This window comes from Arthrobacter sp. Y3224198 (genome assembly GCF_059090025.1).
On record NZ_JBNHFG010000006.1, the window covers coordinates 100,544 to 119,230 of the forward strand.

17 protein-coding genes are annotated in these 18,687 nt (G+C 68.1%); 10 read left to right on the plus strand and 7 right to left on the minus strand.

What is annotated here, in order from left to right; all coding sequences use genetic code 11:
- Positions 1-28: 28 nt before the first annotated feature.
- On the plus strand, positions 29-502 hold the full coding sequence (locus tag AC5RUF_RS05310) for a GNAT family N-acetyltransferase (RefSeq protein WP_494129929.1): 474 nt from the start codon (positions 29-31) through the stop codon (positions 500-502).
- A 66-nt stretch (positions 503-568) separates the two neighbouring features.
- On the opposite strand, the gene AC5RUF_RS05315 is transcribed toward AC5RUF_RS05310, so the two are convergent.
- Complete coding sequence (locus AC5RUF_RS05315) at positions 569-1,585, minus strand: SDR family NAD(P)-dependent oxidoreductase (protein ID WP_494129930.1); 1,017 nt, start codon at positions 1,583-1,585, stop codon at positions 569-571.
- 150 nt (positions 1,586-1,735) lie between these two features.
- On the opposite strand from AC5RUF_RS05315, the gene AC5RUF_RS05320 reads away from it, so the two are divergent.
- Positions 1,736-2,731, plus strand: coding sequence for a LacI family DNA-binding transcriptional regulator (locus AC5RUF_RS05320; RefSeq protein WP_494129931.1), 996 nt, complete (start codon positions 1,736-1,738; stop codon positions 2,729-2,731).
- 19 nt (positions 2,732-2,750) lie between these two features.
- On the opposite strand, the gene AC5RUF_RS05325 is transcribed toward AC5RUF_RS05320, so the two are convergent.
- On the minus strand, positions 2,751-3,803 hold the full coding sequence (locus AC5RUF_RS05325) for a winged helix DNA-binding domain-containing protein (RefSeq protein WP_493998224.1): 1,053 nt from the start codon (positions 3,801-3,803) through the stop codon (positions 2,751-2,753).
- 59 nt (positions 3,804-3,862) lie between these two features.
- Positions 3,863-4,972, minus strand: a complete 1,110-nt coding sequence (locus AC5RUF_RS05330) for a GTP pyrophosphokinase (protein ID WP_493998223.1) — start codon at positions 4,970-4,972, stop codon at positions 3,863-3,865.
- A 119-nt stretch (positions 4,973-5,091) separates the two neighbouring features.
- Between AC5RUF_RS05330 and AC5RUF_RS05335 the strand changes: the two genes are divergently transcribed.
- The 4 genes from AC5RUF_RS05335 (at position 5,092) to AC5RUF_RS05350 (ending at position 8,303) form a co-directional block, all read left to right on the plus strand.
- Positions 5,092-5,847: an alpha/beta hydrolase gene (locus AC5RUF_RS05335; RefSeq protein WP_494129932.1), complete on the plus strand. Its 756-nt coding sequence runs from the start codon at positions 5,092-5,094 to the stop codon at positions 5,845-5,847.
- Positions 5,848-5,882: 35 nt separating this feature from the next.
- Positions 5,883-6,791 (plus strand): carbohydrate kinase family protein, encoded by a 909-nt coding sequence (locus AC5RUF_RS05340; protein ID WP_494129933.1) that lies wholly within the window; start codon positions 5,883-5,885, stop codon positions 6,789-6,791.
- Between the two features lie 66 nt (positions 6,792-6,857).
- A complete protein-coding gene (locus AC5RUF_RS05345) occupies positions 6,858-7,394 on the plus strand; it encodes a YbhB/YbcL family Raf kinase inhibitor-like protein (RefSeq protein ID WP_493996106.1) in 537 nt (178 codons plus the stop codon).
- A 60-nt stretch (positions 7,395-7,454) separates the two neighbouring features.
- Positions 7,455-8,303, plus strand: coding sequence for an HAD family hydrolase (locus tag AC5RUF_RS05350; RefSeq protein ID WP_493996105.1), 849 nt, complete (start codon positions 7,455-7,457; stop codon positions 8,301-8,303).
- Here the strand turns inward: AC5RUF_RS05350 and AC5RUF_RS05355 are convergent.
- From AC5RUF_RS05355 to AC5RUF_RS05365, 3 genes are read right to left on the minus strand one after another with little or no spacing between them, the layout of a single operon-like run.
- Complete coding sequence (locus AC5RUF_RS05355) at positions 8,227-9,015, minus strand: phosphatase PAP2 family protein (RefSeq protein ID WP_494129934.1); 789 nt, start codon at positions 9,013-9,015, stop codon at positions 8,227-8,229. The genes AC5RUF_RS05350 and AC5RUF_RS05355 overlap by 77 nt on opposite strands.
- Positions 9,012-10,313, minus strand: a complete 1,302-nt coding sequence (locus AC5RUF_RS05360) for an alpha/beta hydrolase (RefSeq protein ID WP_494129935.1) — start codon at positions 10,311-10,313, stop codon at positions 9,012-9,014. Before AC5RUF_RS05360 ends, AC5RUF_RS05355 begins: the two co-directional genes overlap by 4 nt.
- Positions 10,310-12,844 (minus strand): bifunctional lysylphosphatidylglycerol flippase/synthetase MprF, encoded by a 2,535-nt coding sequence (locus AC5RUF_RS05365; RefSeq protein WP_494129936.1) that lies wholly within the window; start codon positions 12,842-12,844, stop codon positions 10,310-10,312. Before AC5RUF_RS05365 ends, AC5RUF_RS05360 begins: the two co-directional genes overlap by 4 nt.
- Positions 12,845-12,961: 117 nt before the next feature.
- On the opposite strand from AC5RUF_RS05365, the gene AC5RUF_RS05370 reads away from it, so the two are divergent.
- Both AC5RUF_RS05370 and AC5RUF_RS05375 read left to right on the plus strand, forming a co-directional pair.
- A complete protein-coding gene (locus AC5RUF_RS05370; protein WP_494129937.1) occupies positions 12,962-13,765 on the plus strand; it encodes a glycerophosphodiester phosphodiesterase family protein in 804 nt (267 codons plus the stop codon).
- 46 nt (positions 13,766-13,811) lie between these two features.
- Entirely contained in the window at positions 13,812-14,921 is a 1,110-nt protein-coding gene (locus AC5RUF_RS05375; protein ID WP_494129938.1) for a glycerate kinase, read from the plus strand.
- 9 nt (positions 14,922-14,930) lie between these two features.
- Here AC5RUF_RS05375 and AC5RUF_RS05380 read toward each other — a convergent pair whose 3' ends face one another.
- Positions 14,931-16,244: a uracil-xanthine permease family protein gene (locus AC5RUF_RS05380; RefSeq protein ID WP_493996099.1), complete on the minus strand. Its 1,314-nt coding sequence runs from the start codon at positions 16,242-16,244 to the stop codon at positions 14,931-14,933.
- Positions 16,245-16,384: 140 nt separating this feature from the next.
- Between AC5RUF_RS05380 and AC5RUF_RS05385 the strand changes: the two genes are divergently transcribed.
- Positions 16,385-17,245 carry an SDR family NAD(P)-dependent oxidoreductase gene (locus AC5RUF_RS05385; protein ID WP_493996098.1) on the plus strand — a complete coding sequence of 287 codons (861 nt, stop codon included), beginning with the start codon at positions 16,385-16,387 and terminating at the stop codon, positions 17,243-17,245.
- Complete coding sequence (locus tag AC5RUF_RS05390; protein ID WP_493996097.1) at positions 17,242-18,666, plus strand: aldehyde dehydrogenase family protein; 1,425 nt, start codon at positions 17,242-17,244, stop codon at positions 18,664-18,666. Before AC5RUF_RS05385 ends, AC5RUF_RS05390 begins: the two co-directional genes overlap by 4 nt.
- The last annotated feature ends 21 nt before the right edge of the window (positions 18,667-18,687 follow it).

Below are 18,687 nucleotides of genomic sequence, written 5' to 3' on the forward strand. Positions count from 1 at the left end.
CCGGCCGCCGTCGTTGTAGGGTGGCGCCATGGTCAGTGAGGACGTAAGCCTCAGTGCGGGCGCGCCGGTCCGGAAAAGCACGCAGGCGGACATCCCCGGCATCGCCCGGCTGCGCGCCGAGTGGGCGGCCGAGGCCGGCGGGGACACCGCGGGTGATCCGCATTTCCTGGACGCCTTCCGCGCCTGGCTGGCCGCCAACCCACGGATATTCTTCGTCGCCGACGCGGATGAAACGCTGGTCGGCATGCTGAACCTGTCGGTGTTCGAGCGGATGCCCAAACCCGGCAAACCCGCCTCCCTTTGGGTCTACCTGGCCAACGCGTACGTCCTGCCCGCCCACCGCAACCACGGGGTTGGGGGCTCGCTGCTGGATGCAGCGGTCGGGTTTGCACGGAGCATCAACGCGGCCAGGATCGTCACCTCGCCGTCCCCGGCTGCCAAGGGGTTTTACGCCCGGCACGGGTTTGAGGCGGCGGAAGAACTGGCCGTATACCGGTTCTGAAAACAACGACGGCGGCCGGTGCCTTCCGCGGGGAAGGCACCCGCCGCCGTCGTTGTGCAGCGGAGGTTAGACCGCGGACCAGCCGCCGTCGGAGGGCAGGATGGCGCCGTTGATGTTCACGCCGTCGTCGCTGAGCAGGAACGTGATGGAGGCCGCGAGGTCCTCGGCCGAAGCCAGGCCCGGGATGTTCACGCGGGCCGGTGACAGGCGGGCCTCGCCGTACTCGGAGGTCTTTCCGCCCATCGGGATACCGGTGGCGACGCCGCCCGGAGCCACGGCGTTGACACGTATGCCTTCACGGGCATACATAAAAGCGGTGCTGCGGGTAATGCCCACCACGGCGTGCTTGGAGGCGGTGTAGGCGACACCGGAAGCGGAGCCGCGCAGGCCGGCCTCGGAGGTGATGTTCACGATCGAACCCTTGCCGGCTTCGAGCATGGTGGGCAGTACGGCGCGGGTCAGGCGCATCAGGCCGTCCACGTTCACGGCGAAGATCTTCTGCCACATGGCGTCCGAGACCTCGTGCAGCGGGGAGAAATCGTCATTGATCCCGGCGACGTTGGCCAGTCCGTCAATCTGTCCGCCGGTGGCGGCAATGATGCGCTCCACAGCGGCGGCGTCGGTGAGGTCTGCGGCGACCGGCACAACGGACTCGCCGGTCTGCTCGGCAAGCTCGTTGATCTTTGCTTCGGCCATGTCGACGGCGATCACCCGGCCGCCCTCCCGGGCAATCCGGGACGCGGTGGCGCGGCCGATGCCGGACCCGGCGCCGGTCACGATGATGGTGCGGCCTTCGAAGCGGCCGGCCACCGTGGGTAGGACCGCTGCTTCGGTTTCGGGCATAACGCCGCCGTTGGCAGCCTTGACCAGTTCATCCACGGCGGCCTGGGGGAACTGCCCCTGGCTGAGGTCAACCAGCTGCTGAAGCTTGAGGGACAGCGCCGGGCCAAGAGTGGACTCGTCGCTGCCGGCGGAGGCGAGCATGCCGCGGATGGCGGGGCCGCCGGCCGGGTGGTCGAGCCACTGCTGGACGGTGTTCTGGGCGGTGATGGGGGAGTTGGCGGTGTTGGCGGAGTTTGCCATGGGCCGGTCCTTTCGATCGAGGCGGCCGTACACGCGACCGCAGGATGTCAGGCAGTCTACGCACGTTACCCTTCGCGGGTTACACGTGTAAGTTGCCTGTAAAGTCAGAGTACCGGAGATCTCCGGCGGGGCAAGGTGGAAAGGAGTGCTGTGGAACGCAGGGTCACCTCCAGCGACGTAGCGAAGGCTGCGGGGGTTTCCCGGGCCACGGTCAGCTACGTGCTGAACGGGCGGGCCGGACAAAGCATCTCCGCCGCCACCCGGGACCGCGTGCTCACGGCAGCCCGGGACCTGGGCTACATCCCCTCCACCGCTGCCCGCACCTTGCGCCGCGGGCGCAGCGACCTGGTGCTTATGCTGCTGCCGCCCGAACCGCTGGGCCGCGCCCTGGCCATGATCATCGATGCCGCCTCGGAGTACGTGGAACAGCACGGGCTGCGCCTGGTGGCGCACCGGCTGCCGTCCCGCGGAGGGGCGGTTTCCCTGGTCCAGTCCCTCGCCCCCGCGGCACTGATCCTCGTGACTGCCCTCGAGGAAGGTGAACTGGAGACCCTGCAGGGCTCCGGAATCACGGTAGCCTCCCTGCCGCAGGCGCTGGCCGACCCGCTCGCCCCGGACCTGGGCATCGGGACGCTGCAGGTGCAGCATCTGGTGGCCGCGGGGCACCGCCGGATCGGCGTGGCCGTACCGCCCGAATCCGGGTACGCCTGGCGCGTGCGGGTACGTCTGGCGGCCATCAGCGCTGCCTGTGCCCGGCACGGCCTTCCCGCGCCGGCCGTGGCACACCTGGGACTGGACGCGGCAGAGGCGGCGGCAGCCGTCGCGGGTTGGCGGGATGCGGCGCAGCCCGTCACCGCAGTCTGCGCGTTCGACGACGACCATGCCTTCGCGGTGCTGTCCGGGCTGGCGGTGCATGGACTTCGTGCACCGCACGACCTGGCCGTCATCGGCGCTGAGGACATTCCGCTGGCGGGGTTGGCCGTACCCCCGCTGACCACCGTCAGCGTGGACGCCCGCCGGTTGGGGGAGCATTTCGCGCGCCTCGCCCTCGCCCCGGTGCCCGGCCCGGACGGCGAGGCGTCGGGGGAGGCTCAAGGGGAGGCCGGACCGCCCGCGGTCAGCCTGGTGCTGCGCGCCTCCGCCTGATTTCCGTCCCCGGGACCGGCTAACCGTGCGGCCAGGCCCCGACGGCGTCCTCAATAGCGTGGCGGGTGTCTGCGGGAACCGGTTGCACCAGGTCGATGACCGGCTCCGCAGCGCCCTTGCTGCGGACCAGGCGCCAGGTGCCCACCACCACGCCGTCCACGAGGACCGCAGGCCGGAAGATGCCGTTCCTGCCGGGCACCACCGCCTGCAAGGCAGCCGGGCCGGCCACCAGGGACCGGTCCGCGTAGCCGAGAATCCACTCATCGAAGCCCGGCACCAGGGTCACCCCTGAGGGTGCCTGGACGTCCCTGACCCAAGCGTCCCCGAGCAGCCACGCCGGCCGTCCCTGCACCTGCACCTTGACAAGGTCCGCGACGCCGGCGGCCGCCCGCCGCACCACGGTTTTGGGCAGTTTGGTCCACCAGGCCAGGTCAGTCTCAGTGGCCGGACCGCGCGCCAGCACGAAGCCGCGGATGATGGCGGCCAGGTCGCCGTCGGCGGCCGGGTGCCCTTCCGTCAGGGTCAGCAGCTGCTCGGTACCGGCCGGAGCAAACCGGCCCCAGTGGACGAGGCCCTCGACGGCCAGGTGCATCAGCAGATGGTAGCCGCGGCCCTCGGCGGTCTTGATGCCTGCCCCGGACCACAGCTCCATCACCTCCACACGCCGGAGCGGACGCTCGCGCAGCGCCTCCCTCAGGACCGAGCGGCTGCGGCGAAGCACGGACTCATCGAGGCCGAGTTCGCTGCGCCGCCGGGCAGCCATGGAACGCGTGCGTTCCGACGTGAAAAACAACAGGGCGGTCAGATGGTCCGGGGTGGTGGCGAACAGGGTACCGCGCATTGGCCACCCCCGCACCAGCTCGCCCCGGTCGAAGGCGTCCCGGACGTCCTGCACGGTGGTGCCGGGGCGGGACCGGATGGCAATGGCGCGCAGGACAGCAGGCAGGTCCTGGCCCTGCAGTGCCACGGCACGGCGCACCACGTCGACCGGAGCAAGGTCGGAATGCTGCAGCAGATGCGAACGCAGGCGGATACGCCGCGCCTGCTCATCCGTTAGGTCAAGGCCAGCCACGACGCCCAGCCTTGCCCACCTTGCCGCTTTGGGCAAGGACCGCCGCCAAAAGCCCTGGGCTAGGCCTCTGCCTCCCGCGCCCGGTAGATCTGCATCTGCCGGTAGCGCCGGCCGAGGGACTCGCGGCGGGGTTTGACCGGGGCATCTTCGGGCTCGGCTGTGAGATCGATGTGGTCCTTGCCGAAGCGCCACAGCAGCAGGTCATCCAGGAGCCGGTCCGGGCCGGGGGAGTACCGGTGGTCCAGGGCGGCCCTGACCTTGGTGATCGCGTCGGCCTGCAGCAGCCCGGCCAGGTCCATGGTGGTTTTCATGCCGTGCGCAGCCAGCAGTTCGGCCGCCCACCCCCAGTCATCGCCGGACTTGCGGTTCACGTGCGGCAGCAGGGTCATCCACACGTCCCGGATCCGGTTCGGAGTGAGCGGGGCACTGCCTTCGCCCTCCTCGTCCCAGAACCCGGTCACCGTTTCGTAGCGTTCGTGCAGTTCGGCAAACGCCGTCTCCACGGTCTCCAACATGGCGGCAGTGGCCGTGAACTGGCGGTCGAAATACGGGCTCCACGCGCGCGGATCGCCGGCCTTGAACCGGATGTCATGTTCAATCTCGGACCAGGCGTGGGCCAGCACCGTGCGGATCTGCACTTCGAACAGGTAGCTGCCGTTGGGCCGCTGGTCCGGTTCCAGCAGTTTATGGAACTCCCGGACCGTCTCATTTTGGATGGTCCGCAGGATCAGGTGCCGGCTGGAGTAGCCGTAGGTGCCGGATTCAATGGAGCCGATGTCCTTCTCGCGGTCGCCGCGGCAGTCGAACTCGGCACGCTGGCGCTTGATCAGGTTGGCGGCCTCATCCACCTCGTGCGGCAGTGTCATGATCACCCGGACGCCCACCAGGTCCGTGAGGTTGCGCAGCGGGTCCGGGAACAGCAGGGACGGCAGTTCGCCCGGGTTTTCCGGCGGCAGCATCCGGGAGGCTTTGTCCCGGAAGGATTCCACGGTCTTGGTGCGGGAAGCCACGAACAGCGGCTTGACCGGGCTGTCGGCAAAAACGCTGCGCAGGTGCGCTTCCATCTCTGCGGTAACGGCCTCGAGCCCGGGCCGGACCCGGGCGTATTCATCCGTACTGGCTTGGACGGCGGGCCGCAGCCGCTCGTCCAGTGTGTCCCACGCGCTCAACGCTGTTTCCCTTTCCCCTGCCTGCCGCCGGTGGGTGCCACCTTGCTGGCGGCACCGTTAGGTCAAACCTGACGGTAGGCTCCCCAACAGATTAAGCCCCTGAGCAGCAAGGATGCCCCATGCCAGAGCCAGCCATGCGCGTTCCGTACGGTCCGGACCCCGAACAATATGCCGAACTGACCCCTCCGGAGGGCATCGGGTCCCGGGGAACCGTGATCATCATCCACGGCGGATACTGGCGCTCCGGCTACACCGCCGAGCTTGGCCGTCCGCTGGCAGAAGACCTCGCGGGCCGGGGCTTTGCCTGCTGGAACCTTGAATACCGCCGGGCCGGGAACGGTGGCGGCTGGCCGCACTCCCTTGAGGACGTCCTGGCCGGCATCGACGCGCTGGCCCCGGCGGCGCAGGATAAGGGCGTTGACCTGTCCCGCGTCACCCTCCTGGGACACTCCGCGGGCGGCCACCTCGCCGTCCTGGCCGCCAAGGCTGAACCTTCGGCCGTGGCGGTCACCGGTGTCGTGAGCCAGTCCGGTGTACTGGATCTGGCCGAAGCCCACCGCCTGGGCCTGAGCAGCAATGCCGTGGAGAATTTCCTCGGCTGCACGCCGGAACAGGACCCGCAGCGCTACCGGGACGCGGACCCCATGGCAGCGCTGCCGCTGCCGGTTCCGGCGTGGGTGCTGCACGGCGACGCCGACACCACCGTCCCGTCGTCCTTCTCCGCCGGCTGGACGGCCGCCGCCCGCGCGGCAGGCAGTACCGCGGAGTTGCGCCTTATCCCGGGGGACCACTTCGCCATGATCACCCCGGGCACCGCCGCCTGGGACGCCGTCGTCGAGGCGCTTTGTGAAGCGGCCGGAATCCCGGTTACTTAAGGAAACGCGCAGATCCCTCTGTTAGGTTTGGCAGCGTGCTTACAGTTATCGGCGAAGCCCTTGTGGACGAAGTGGTCAGCGACACTGCGCCGCGGCGCTCGCACCCGGGCGGCAGCCCCTTGAATGTGGCCGTGGGCGTGGCCCGGCTGGGCCGTCCGGTGCAGTTTGTGGGCCGTTTCGGCTCGGACAGCTACGGTGCCATGATCGCCGAACACCTGCGCGCCAACTCCGTGCTCACAGCGTTCGAAGCGGATGACCTGCCCACCAGTGTCGCCACCGCGGTCCTGGACCCGGCCGGCGGTGCCCGCTACACCTTTGACCTGGAATGGCAGCTGCCCGGCCTTGACCTTCCCGCACTGCTGGACGGCACCACCATGCTGCACACCGGTTCCATTGCGGCCATGCTGTCCCCGGGCGCGGACCATGTGCTCCATGCGGTGGAGCAGGCCCGGCCCTCCGCCACCATTACCTACGACCCGAACTGCCGGCCGTCGATCATCACCGACGTTTCCTACGCCCGGGAACAGGCGGAGAAGTTCGTGGCCCTGGCCGACGTCGTCAAGGCCTCCGACGAGGACCTGATGTGGCTGTACCCCGACGAGACCCCCGAAAGCGCCGCCCGCCGCTGGCTCGCCTCCGGCCCGTCACTGGTAGTGGTGACCCACGGTTCCAAGGGCCCCTGGGCCGTAGCGGCAGCCGGAGAATGCGCCGTCCCCGCACCCACCGTCACCGTGGTGGATTCGGTGGGGGCAGGGGACTCTTTTATGTCCGCGCTGCTGGTGGGCCTGATGGACCGCGAACTCGACGGCGGTGCCCGGCGCAGCGAGCTGGCCCGGATCGGCGTTGCCGACGTTGAGAAACTGCTGTCCTTCGCCGCCCGTGCCGCCGCAGTTACCGTCTCCCGCGCCGGGGCGAACCCGCCGTACCGGAGCGAACTCTCCTGAAGCTTCCGGCTGCGGCGCCGCCGCAGGCCGGGATGTTTAGAAACCCGCCCCCTGAGAGGAGAAGCAGTGGAAACCCGAAACCCTTATGACGCACTTCCGCAGGTGCCGGAATTCACGGTCAGCAGTGAAGAGTTCACCAACGGAGGGACGTTCGCGCCGGCCCAGTACAGCGGCAAAATGGGGGTGCCCGGCGGCAAGGATGCCTCGCCGCAGCTGGCCTGGTCCGGGTTCCCGGAAGAAACCCGCAGCTTTGCCGTGACCATGTATGACCCCGATGCGCCCACGGCCAGCGGGTTCTGGCACTGGGCGGCTTTCAACATCCCCGCTTCCGTCACCGGGCTGGCCGCAGACGCGGCCAACACCGGCATGATGCCGAAGGGGACGGTGCAACTGGTCAACGACGGCGGTTTTGCCGGCTTCCTGGGTGCGGCACCGCCCGCCGGACACGGCCAGCACCGCTACTACGTGGTGGTCCATGCCGTGGACCTGGCGGAACTGGACGTTGCACCCGATGCCAGCCCTGCCGCCCTCGGCTTCTCGCTCTTCACCCACACACTGGCCCGGGCCGTGATGGTGGGCACGGCGGAGATCCCCGAAGACTAGGCGGCCGGCGGCCGGACCTGCTCCGGACCGGCCGCCGCCGGCCCCAAGTAAGCTGGAGGCATGCAGGAGCAGCGTGGCCCGGTGCGGCTGGTAGCAAGTGACATGGACGGCACCATTGTGGGTGCCGGCAACAGCATCAGCGACCGTACGGTGCGTGCCTTCCACGCCTGCCGGGCGGCAGGAATCGACGTTGTTTTCGTCACCGGGCGCCCGCCTCGCTGGCTGGACCCGCTGCGGAAGCGGATCGGCCACGAGGGGACTGTCATCTGCTCCAACGGTGCAATTACGTATGACCTTGCCTCAGACGAAGTCCTGGCCAGCAACCTGCTGCCCCTGGAGCAGATGTTTGCGGCAGCCGATGTGATCCGCGGACTCTTCCCGGCCGTGACGTTTGCCGCCGAAACCGTGGACGGCATCCACCTCGAGCCCGGTTTCGCGGACACCGGGTCGGCCGAGATTCTCGGCGGCATAATGCCCCGATCCCTGCGCGAGTCCCTGGCCGGGCATCCCGGCGTGGCCAAGTTCCTGGCGCGGGCCACGGGCATCACCCCCGATGCCTTCCTGCACCAGGTTGCACCGGCGGTCTCGGATCTGGTGGCTGCCACCCATTCGGCACCCAGCATGCCGCTGCTGGAAATGTCGCTGCCGGGGCTGAACAAGGCGGTCACCCTCGCCGACTACGCCGCACAGAAGGGCATTTCCGCTCACGAGGTGGTGGCGTTCGGTGACATGCCCAATGACATCCAGATGTTGGAATGGGCCGGCTGCGGCTACGCCATGGCCTCAGGACACCCGGCCGCGCAGGCGGCGGCGGACCGCACCGCTCCCGGTCTCAACGACGACGGCGTGGCGGTGATCCTGGAACAGCTGCTCGACCGGTCAGCCGCCTCAGAAGCTGGTGCCCGGTAATCACGACCGCCAGCCAGGCCGCCCCGAGCGTCCAGGCCACCAGCACGTCCGTCAGCCAGTGGTGGCCCAGGTAGACCCGGCTCAGGCCGACGGCCAGACTGAACGCGGCCGCGACCAGCACTGCGGCGGCCGTGGCCCGGCGCGTATGGACGTGCAGGATCACCAGATACGCAAGGACCCCGGCAATCACGATGGAATTCAGGGTATGGCCGCTGGGGAAGGATGCGGACGACTCGTACGGCGGCACCGCGTCCGCCAGGTCCGGGCGGGTGCGCCCGATCAGCGCTTTCCCGGAGATTGTCATCAGCAAGGACCCTGCTGCGGCGGCCGCGGTCAGGACCAGCGGCGTCCTGGACCGCCAGCGCAGGCACATAATCACCACTGCCACCCCTGCGATGACCGGCATCCCGATGCTGCCGGCCAGATTGGTGAACGCGGTGACGGCAGCGTCTGCACCGGGGGAGCGTAACTGCAGGGCAAACTCCAGGACCGGACGGTCCAGCCCGGCAATTCCGTCCGCCTCTGCCACGGATTCGTACACCTCCGCGGAGACCGCGGTCAGCACCACGGCCGGAATCAGGCCCACTGCCAGTAGCAGCAGCAACGTGACATGCGCGGAGGTGGTCCGGCTGATCCAATGCAGCAGGCTGACGAGGCGGCTGCCCGGTTGGCTGCCGGTGGGGGCGGAGCGTTGCGCGGGGTCCGGGGTCATGATCCCAGTATCCCAAGCCGGGTGCAGAGCCAGTCCATGTTGTTGGCAAGTCCGGCCCGCCAAACCTGCCAGGAATGTCCGCCCGGCAGGGTCTGGAGCTGGACGTCCACTCCGGCGGCTTTGGCGGCGTCGTACACCGTCCTGCCTTCAGGGGCGTACACATCGTCGTCCTGGCCGACCACCACAATTCCGGCGGTGCCGGGGAACTGCATGGCCTTGAACCGGTCCAGGGCGTTCTGCTTTTGGAACGAGGCCTCGTTCCCGTCGAAGTAGATGTCCAGCAGCTTCTGGTGCCCGCCAGTGATGGTCGGCTCGTTCTCGCCGGCGATGTCCAGGAAGGTGGGATACACGTCCGGGTAGTTGGTGGCCAGCTGGACGGCGCAGGTGCCGCCGTAGGAATAGCCGCCGATGGCCCACTGCCGGGCGTCCGCGGTTCCCACCCCCAGATTGTCCCGGATCCAGTCCGGCAGGTCCCGGGCAAGGTAAGTGGCGGAATTGCTCACCGCCGTATCCATGCACAGCGGCCAGTTGCTGTTTCCGGCGTTGCTGGCGTCCGGAAGCACCACGATGGGGGCCAGGCCGTTGTGGCGGGCCGCGAACGTGTTGAGGATGTCGGCCAGCCCGCCGCTGACCAGCCAGTCCTCGGGGGAACCGGGCTGCCCGTGGATCAGGACCAGGACCGGCAGGTTCACGGCACCGGGATCGGCCAGGTAGGCCGGGGGAAGGTAGATCAGGGCCGGGTTGGAGGCATAGCCGGATTCCCCTCCCGGAATGTGCTGCTGAAAGACCTTGCCGCTTGACGGCATATCCGGCGGCGGCGACCAGTTCTGCTCGGAGGCCGCCGGGAGGTCAGGGCGGACCGCGGTGGGTATGGGCAGGGGCCCCTCCTCTGCTGTGGGCGGGCTGACCAGGGCATCCACCGTGGGGTACTGGTGGTAGGCAATGTTCACGGTGCAGGCCAGGGCTGCCAGCACCAGCACTCCAGCTGCCGCGCCGGCTGCGCGCCGGCGGATCCGGATTCCGGGGGCCAGCACGCGCAGCAGCGCCAGCTGCAGGCCCAGGATGGTCAGGGCAGTAAAGAGGTAGAGCAGCCGGGGGAGGGACGCGTTCCACCAATCAAAGATGTACTCCGCCAGCAGGTAAACCAGTGCGGTGAGGGCGCAGGCCACCAGCACTATGACCAGAAAACGCTTCCAGCCCAGGCTCCGTCCGTTGACGCCCAGCCAAACCAGGGACACGGCGCCCAGGACCAGCAGGATGGCAGGAAGTACGCCGTCCACCAGCGAAACGGACATCATCCCGGCCGCTCCACGATCCGGCGGGCCAGAACAAGCCCCTGTCCCAGTGACAAGTCCGGAAGGTATGCCCGGGTCAGGGCGTTGGCGATGGCCGGCAGTGCCGCAGGATCCGGGTACGCCATAAACAGGGGCACGTATTCCGGGGCGAACTTGGACTTGAAGGCCAGGAGCGAACGGAAGCCGTACACCGGCTCAAGAGTGGCGCCCAGCAGATCCAGCAACCGGTCCATCACGGGGGAACCCCCGCCGTCGGTCTCCCGGTTGATTGTCCGGGCCAGAGGTGCGCCGGAAAGGCTTAGGAACCTGCTCCCTTCGTCCTGCAGGGACAGGGCCGCTGACGCGATCAGGAAATCCATCCCGAGACGGAACCCTGACCCGCGGCGGCGCATGAAATCCAAGGTCCAACCGGTCACCCTTCCGTCCCGGTACACGGGCAGCCAGGACGTCACGGCATGAACCGTTCCGTCGTCATCAACAGCCAGCAGGCAGCGCACCTCGGGATCGTCCAGCTCCTCCAGGCCACCCAGGGTGAAGCCCATCTCCGGCATTTTCTTGTCCGCCACCCACTCTTCGGAAATGACCCGCAATTGGTCCCGTACGGCCGGGGGAGCGGTGGGGTAGCGGATCCACTGCGCCCGGATGCCCTGTTTGCGGGCAGCGTTCAGTGCCGTGCGGATGTCCTGGAATTTCTTGCCCTTGAAGGCGAGCGAGCCCAGCGGAAGCACCGTTTCCTCAGCCACCTGCAGGGAAAAGAAACCCAGGGCAGCGGTCAATCCACGCACCTTTCCGCCCACCGAGTAGAAGCAGGGCGTGATGCCGTTGCTGGTACAGGACTCGACAAAACCCTGCACTGTCTGCTGCAGTTCACCGGGCGGCCCCACCGGGTCGCCCACTGTGACAGCCACGCCGCTGTCCACCCGGTAGGCGACGTAGGAATTGCCGGTGGGGGAAAACCAATACGTGTTGCCCTGCCAGAGGGTCATCCAGGCCATGGTGCTTCCCCCATGGGCTTTCAACAGCGTACGGGCCCGCTCTTCATCCCGGGCTGTCAGGCTCCGCGGCGGCACTAGGAAGGAGCGCAGCAGGAGAAGGCAGGTTGGAACCCAGAACAGCACGCCCACACCTTCGTAGACCAAGACGGCGGGAAAATTCTCCGGGTTGAGGGCAGGTGTGCTGTAGGCCACCTCGGAAATGGGGAGAAACCTTCCGGGCAGGTCCGCAACGAGCAGCCCCAGGGTGGCAGGCGGGCTGAAACCGTTGCGGTTCAGCAGCCCGGCGCCGAGGTACAGCGACGCCAGCACCGCTGCGGCGGAACCAACAGTCACGGCCACCCGCCGGTAGGTCCCGTCCGGGGTGCGCGCCGGGAACAACCTGCGGGTGAAAAGCAGCAGTACAAAGACTGCCAGGGGAACCAGCATGGGCAGCACCAACGCAACGATAATGCCCGGTCCCGGGGGCAGCAGGGCAAGCTCACCTTCGGCCAGGGCCCGGCCGATGCGGACGGTGGCAAGCACCGTCATGGTGCCCTGCAACAGCAGCGCTGCCAGCCAGGCGAACCGGCGGCCGCGCCGCAGCCCCTCGGAGAAGGTGGCCAACAGGACCTGCGGCAGGACGGCCAGGAAGAACCCGGCCGGCCCGGCGCGTAGCTGGATCCGGGCCACGGTGCACTCCCGAGCCGCTGCCGATCCGTCGCAGAGCTGCGCCAACTCATCCGAAGTGTTTACCTGGACACTGGTAAACAGGTACCGCATCACTGCGAGCGGACCCACTGCGGAGGTGCTGAGCGCGGCAATAACGGGTCCGACGGCGGAGGCAAGGACCACGAGCGCCACGAGGACAGCGGCTTCGCGCCGGCTGGTAACCAGCCGTGCTGGGAGCGTGGGCCGCCGTCCGGCCAGGAACGGTCCCATGAAAGCACCCGTTATGGCCGCCCCCAAGACCATCAGGTCAGTGAAGCTCCCGGCATAAAGGGCCAGCAATACCAGCAGGGTGAACATGGTGATCCGCAGGCGCCGGCGCCACAGGGTACTGACACGGGCGCTGGCGGCGGCTACGACCGCGGCGATGAAGGCCAGGGGGCCAACATAGGACCCGGACACCAGGGCACGGGACCAGTCGCCGATCGAGGCACTGGTCAGGGACGCGAAGCCGATGGCCAGCAGCCCCCCTGCCACTTGCCCGGCAAAACCGGCCAACAGGAACCATCCCGTGCCCAGCAACCGCTCGCAGGACAACCCGGCCAGGAGGGCCAGTAGTGTGCCGCCCACATATCCGCCCGGCCCGCTGGCCCAGAGGCCGCACAGGACAAGGGCGGCAGGGTTTACCCCGAGGGTATGGACGGAAACCGTCGCCCAATCCTGCAGTTGACCCTCCGGACCGGTCACCAAGGACGAGGTGAGGGCGCCGACCAGCCAGAAAGACACGACGAAAAGCAGCGTAACCGGCGATCGCCGGACGCTGCCCCGCAACCGCTGCAACGGCCAGTAGACAAACCGTCCGAAGCGGTGCGATGCGGGAAGAGCGTCAGCCACGGGACCTCCATCAGACCGGCAGCCGCCGGGTCAGGGTTCTGCCATTCTAGGACCGCCGGCCCGGCCCGCGGCGCTTTGCGGGAGCAGTGCAGGCCACGGGTTGGATAAAGTACCAGCGTGAACGCAACCTATCCGTATTTCCGTGCGCCCCGTGACAATCCGCAGTCCGGCGCAGGGGGCGAGCCGATCGCACTGGCGCACCGCGGCTTTTCCCCCGACGGATACGAAAACACGCTTGCCGCGTTCCGCGCCGCAGCCGATCTGGGCATCAGCTATCTGGAAACGGACGTCCGCACCAGCCGCGACGGCGTCCTGATGGCTTTCCATGACGAAACGGTGGACCGGATTTCCGGCGGGACCGTGGGGAAAATCAGCCAACTCTCCAGCCGGGAACTGAATGAGGTCCTGGTGGCCGGTTCGGAGCGGATCCCCACCTTTGAGGAACTGCTGAAGGAATGGCCCGACATGCGGCTGAACGTGGACGTCAAGGACGCTCCCGGATCGAAGCTGCTCGCCGCCCTGATTGAAAAACACCTGGCCCATGACCGTGTGCTGGTGGCCTCCTTCTCCGATCTGCGCCGGCTTCGCACCCTGCGCCGCCTGGGCAGGCCCACGGCCAGTTCCGCCGGAACCGTGCTGACGGCCCTGCTGCGGGTCCTGGCGCCGCTGGGCGGAGTGCGGCTGATATCCCGCCTGGGTCGGTTCCAGTGCATCCAGGTGCCGGTGAGTTTCGGACCGGTCCAGGTGGTCACGCCGTCGTTCCTGCACCGTTGCCACAAGGGCGGTGTCCAGGTCCACGTCTGGACAGTCAATGACGAGGCAACCATGAACCGGCTGCTGGACATGGGGGTGGACGGCCTCGTGTCGGACCGTTCGGACCTGTTGGTGAAGGTACTCAAAGACCGCGGGCAGTGGCGCTAGGGAAGCAGGTACCCGCCCTGCCGGCCCCGGCTGGCAGGATAAAGGAATGCGCGTAGTTATTGCCCCCGATAAGTTCAAAGGTTCCCTCACATCGGCGGAAGCCGCGGCGGCCATGGCCGAGGGGGTTCTTGCGGTCTACCCCGAGGCCTCCGTCACGGTGGTGCCCGTGGCCGACGGCGGGGAAGGCACCCTCGACGCCGCCATTGCGGCCGGCGCCGATCTGCGCCCGGCCCGGGTCTCCGGTCCGTTGGGGCGGGAAATCAGTGCGGTGTGGGCCCTCTCCGGCGGGACTGCCCTGATTGAGACGGCACGGGCCTCCGGGCTGACCCTGCTGGACCCTTCTCCGGAGACCGCGCTGGCGGCCACCAGCTACGGCAGCGGGCAGCTGATTGCCGAAGCGCTGGCGGCCGGCGTGGACTCCATCATCCTGGGCATCGGCGGATCAGCCATGACGGACGGCGGTGCCGGAGCGCTGACGGCATTGGGCCTGAAGATCCTGGACGACGCCGGGAACCCGGTTCCGCCCGGCGGTGCAGGACTGCTCCGGGCGGCGTCCGTGGATGCGTCCGGGCTGGATCCGCGGCTGGCGTCCGTTCAGCTGCGGATTGCTGCCGACGTCCGCAATCCCCTGCTGGGTTATGAAGGCGCGGCGGCGGTGTTCAGCGGCCAGAAAGGGGCGGATGCTGCCGCCCAGGACCTGCTGGAAGAAGCCCTGGGGAACTGGGCGCGGCTGCTGAAGGAGGCTACCGGCATCGACGTCGACGTTCCCGGGGCGGGGGCGGCCGGCGGGTTCCCGTCCGGGTTCCTGGCCTTCACCAAAGCGTCCCTGGAACCGGGATTTGAACTGCTCTCCGCGTTCACCGGATTGGCCGAGGCGCTGACCCGCTGCGATCTGGTGCTCACCGGCGAGGGCTCCCTGGATGAACAGTCACGGTACGGGAAGGCACCGCTGGAAGTCGCCATCCTGGCCCGGGACGCGGGCATTCCCGTGGTGGCGGTGGCCGGGCAAATCACGCTGAGCCCGGGCCAGCTCCAGGAGTACGGGATTGTTGCGGCGGTCAGCCTGCTGGACGTGGTGCAGCGGCCCCAGGATGCCATGGCCCAGGCGGAAAAGTACGTCGCCTGGGCCACCCGCCAGGTCCTTGAAGGGGCCTGACGCCCGGCACTAGCCGAGGCGGCTGGGCGTGGCCCCGGCGTCTTCGCGCGGCTCGTCCGGATCGGTCCCGCGCCAGCGGGCAATGGACTGCATTCCGTGGTAGGCCACCAGGGCGGCGCCGGTGCCCAGGGCGATGCCGCCGAAGGTCAGGTCGCCGATCACCCAGGTGAAGTCCGCGATGGCAACGATCAGGCCCAGCCCTGCGGCGGAGAGGTTGATCGGGTTGGAGAAGTTCACGCGGTTATCCACCCAGATCCGCACGCCCAGGATGCCGATCATGCCGTACAGCACCACGCCGGCTCCGCCCAGGACGCCGGCCGGGACGGTGGCAATGAGCGCACCGAATTTCGGGAACAGGCTGAGCAGGACGGCAACGATGCCCGCCACCCAGTAGGCGGCGGTGGAGTAGACGCGGGAAGCGGCCATCACGCCGATGTTCTCGGCGTAGGTGGTGGTGGCTGAACCGCCGCCGGAGCCGGCGAGCATGGTGGCCAGGCCGTCGGCCATCAGTGCGCGGCCCGCGTACGGGTCCAGGTCCCGGCCGGTCATGGCCGCAACCGACTTCACGTGCCCGATGTTCTCCGCCACCAGCACCAGCACCACCGGGACGAACAGCCCGATCACGGAGAAGTGGAAGCTCGGCGCATGGAAGTCGGGCAGCCCGAACCAGGCGGCGGAATTGATGGCGTCGAAATCCACTTCGCCGCGCAGCATGGCCACACCGTAGCCGGCCAGGACGCCGATGAGGATGGACAGCCGCCCAAAGAACCCGCGGAAGAGCACGGTGGCCAGCAGGATCACCGCCACGGTGACCACGGCCGTCACGGGTCCCTTTTCAAAGTTGGTCCGGGCCGAGCCGGCCAGGTTCAACCCGATCAGGGCCACGATGGTACCGGTGACCACCGGCGGCATCAGGACCTGGATCCACCGGGTGCCGGCCACCTGCGCAGCCAGGCCGATCAGGAACAGGGCAGCGCCGGCCATGATGATGCCGCCCAGTGCGCCGCCCGGCCCGTGCTGGCTGGTGGCGGCGGTGATGGGGGCAATAAAGGCGAAGGAGGAGCCGAGGTAGCTGGGGACCTTACCGGCGGTGATGATCAGGAACAGGATGGTGCCGATGCCGGAGAACAGCAGGGTGGTGGCCGGCGGGAAGCCGGTCAGCAACGGGACCAGGAACGTGGCGCCGAACATTGCCACCACATGCTGGGAACCGATTCCGATGGTGCGCGGCCAGCTCAGACGTTCCTCCGGAGCAACATAGGCCCCGGGTTTGATGGTTTTGCCGTCTCCGTGCAGTGTCCAGGCCGTACCGAGTCTGCTCATGGTGGTGCCTTCCGAAGACAGGGGGTTTTAATCAAAATTCTAACCGGCCCTCGTTGCGCAGATGTTACGTTGCATAGAAGTGCGCGCCCGGCCCGGCCGGCGGACCCTTGATTTCATACCGATCTAGACGATGGAGCAGCATGAGCATTTCAGTTTCAGGACGCGTAGTTCTCATCACAGGCGCAGCAATGGGCATGGGCCGGCTCTACGCCGAACGTGCCGTCCGCGAAGGGGCGGCCGCCGTGGTGCTGTGGGACCTCAATGCCGAGGCCCTGGAGGGTACTGCAGCCGAGCTGCGGGAGCAGGGCTCTTCCGCGATCTACCCTTACGCGGTGGACGTCAGTTCCCTGCCGGACATCCAGTCCACGGCGGAAAAGGTCATCCGCGACGCCGGCGTGCCGGACATCCTGATCAACAACGCCGGGATCGTGCGCGGAAAGTACTTCTGGGAGCACGCTCCCGAAGCAGATATCGACGCCGTGATGCAGGTGAATACGCTGGCCCCCATGCAGGTGACCCGCGCCTTCCTGCCCGGCATGATCGAACGCCGCACTCCGGCCCGCATCCTGAACGTGGCATCGGCCTCCGGCACGCTCTCGGTGCCCAAGATGAGCGTCTACACGGCCTCGAAGTGGGCGGTGATCGGCTGGAGCGATTCCATGCGGCTGGAACTGAATGAATCCGGCAACGGCCATGTTGCCGTCACCACCCTGATCCCCAGCTACATCAAGACCGGCATGTTCGAGGGGGCACGCGGACCGTTGATGACCCCGCTGATGGAACCGCAGTACGTGGTGGACCGGGCCTGGGAGGCCCTGCTGGCCGGCAAGGCACGGATCCAGCTGCCGTGGACCGTGGCGCTGGGCAGCGCACTGCGCAACGTGCTGCCGCAGCCCGCCTGGGATGTGGTGGCCGGACGGGTGTTCAAGGTCTACCAGTCCATGGACCACTTCACCGGCCGCAAACCGGCCGTCGAGCCGAAGGAAGCCGGCAAGGCATGAGTGAAATGGTTTCCGCCTTCTCTTCCGACTCCGGCACGCCTGCCGGAACCGGAGCAACGGTACCGGTGGTGCTGGAGCGGGTCCGGAAGGCATATGCCTCCGGCCGCACCCGCCCGCTGGCGTGGCGGCGCGCCCAGCTGGAAGGACTCATCCGGCTGTTCCGTGAAAGCGAGCAGCAGCTCTCCGACGCCCTGGCCGCGGACCTGGGCAAGAACCCGCTCGAAAGCTATGTGACCGAACTGTCGCTGGTACGGGCCGAGGCTGAGCACGCACTCAAGCACCTGGACAAGTGGACGCGCAGCCGGCGGGTTCCGGTACCGCTTGGCCTGATGCCGGCGTCGGCCAAGACCCAGCCGCAGCCGCTGGGCGTGGTGCTGATCATCGGTCCCTGGAACTATCCCGTGCAGCTGGTGCTGGCCCCGCTGGTCGGTGCCCTGGCCGCGGGCAACGCTGCGGTGCTCAAGCCCAGCGAACTGGCCCCGGCGACATCGGCCGCGCTGGCGGAACTGGTGCCCCGCTACCTGGATGCCGACGCCGTGGCCGTGGTCCAGGGCGGACAGGAAACCAGCACCGCGCTGCTGAAGGAACGTTTCGACTCGATCTTCTTCACCGGCGGCGAGCGGGTTGGGCGGATTGTCCTGCAGGCCGCCGCCGAGCACCTGACACCGGTCACCCTGGAACTGGGCGGCAAGTCCCCGGCCGTGGTGCTGGACGGCAACTGGGCCGGCGTGGCCCGCCGGCTGGTGTTCGGCAAGCTGCTCAACGCCGGGCAGACCTGCGTGGCGCCGGATTATGTGCTCGTCACAGAGGAAGCCGCTCCGGCGCTGCAGAAGCACCTCGTCAAAGCGGTGGCGGAGCTGTTCGGCAAGGATCCGTCCAAGAGCAAGGACTTCGGGCGGATTGTCAACGAACAGCACTGGGAGCGCCTGGTGGGGCTGCTGGAGAGCGGCACCGTGCTGGCCGGCGGGCGCAGCGACCGGGCCTCGCTGTACCTCGAGCCCACCATCCTCACGGATGTGGATCCGGGCTCGCCGGTGATGCAGGAGGAGATTTTCGGGCCCATCCTGCCCGTGCTGACAGTGAAGGACCTGGATGAGGCGATGGAGTTCATCAATGCCCGCCCGGTGCCGCTTTCGGCCTACCTCTACACCAATTCGGCGCCTGCCCGGCAGGCGTTTGAAGCAGGGGTGCGTGCCGGCAGCATCAACCACAATGCCAGCACCGTGCAGCTGGCCGTGCCGGGACTGCCCTTCGGCGGCGCCGGCGCCAGCGGAACCGGGGCGTACCACGGCAAGTACACCTTCGACACGTTCAGCCAGCTGCGTCCGGTCTTCACCAAGGGAACCCTGCTGGACACGCTCCGGTTCGCGTACCCGCCCTACAACGGGGTGAAGAAGCAGATCCTCCGGCGGCTGCTCTAGGGCAGGCCCGAAACCCAAAAG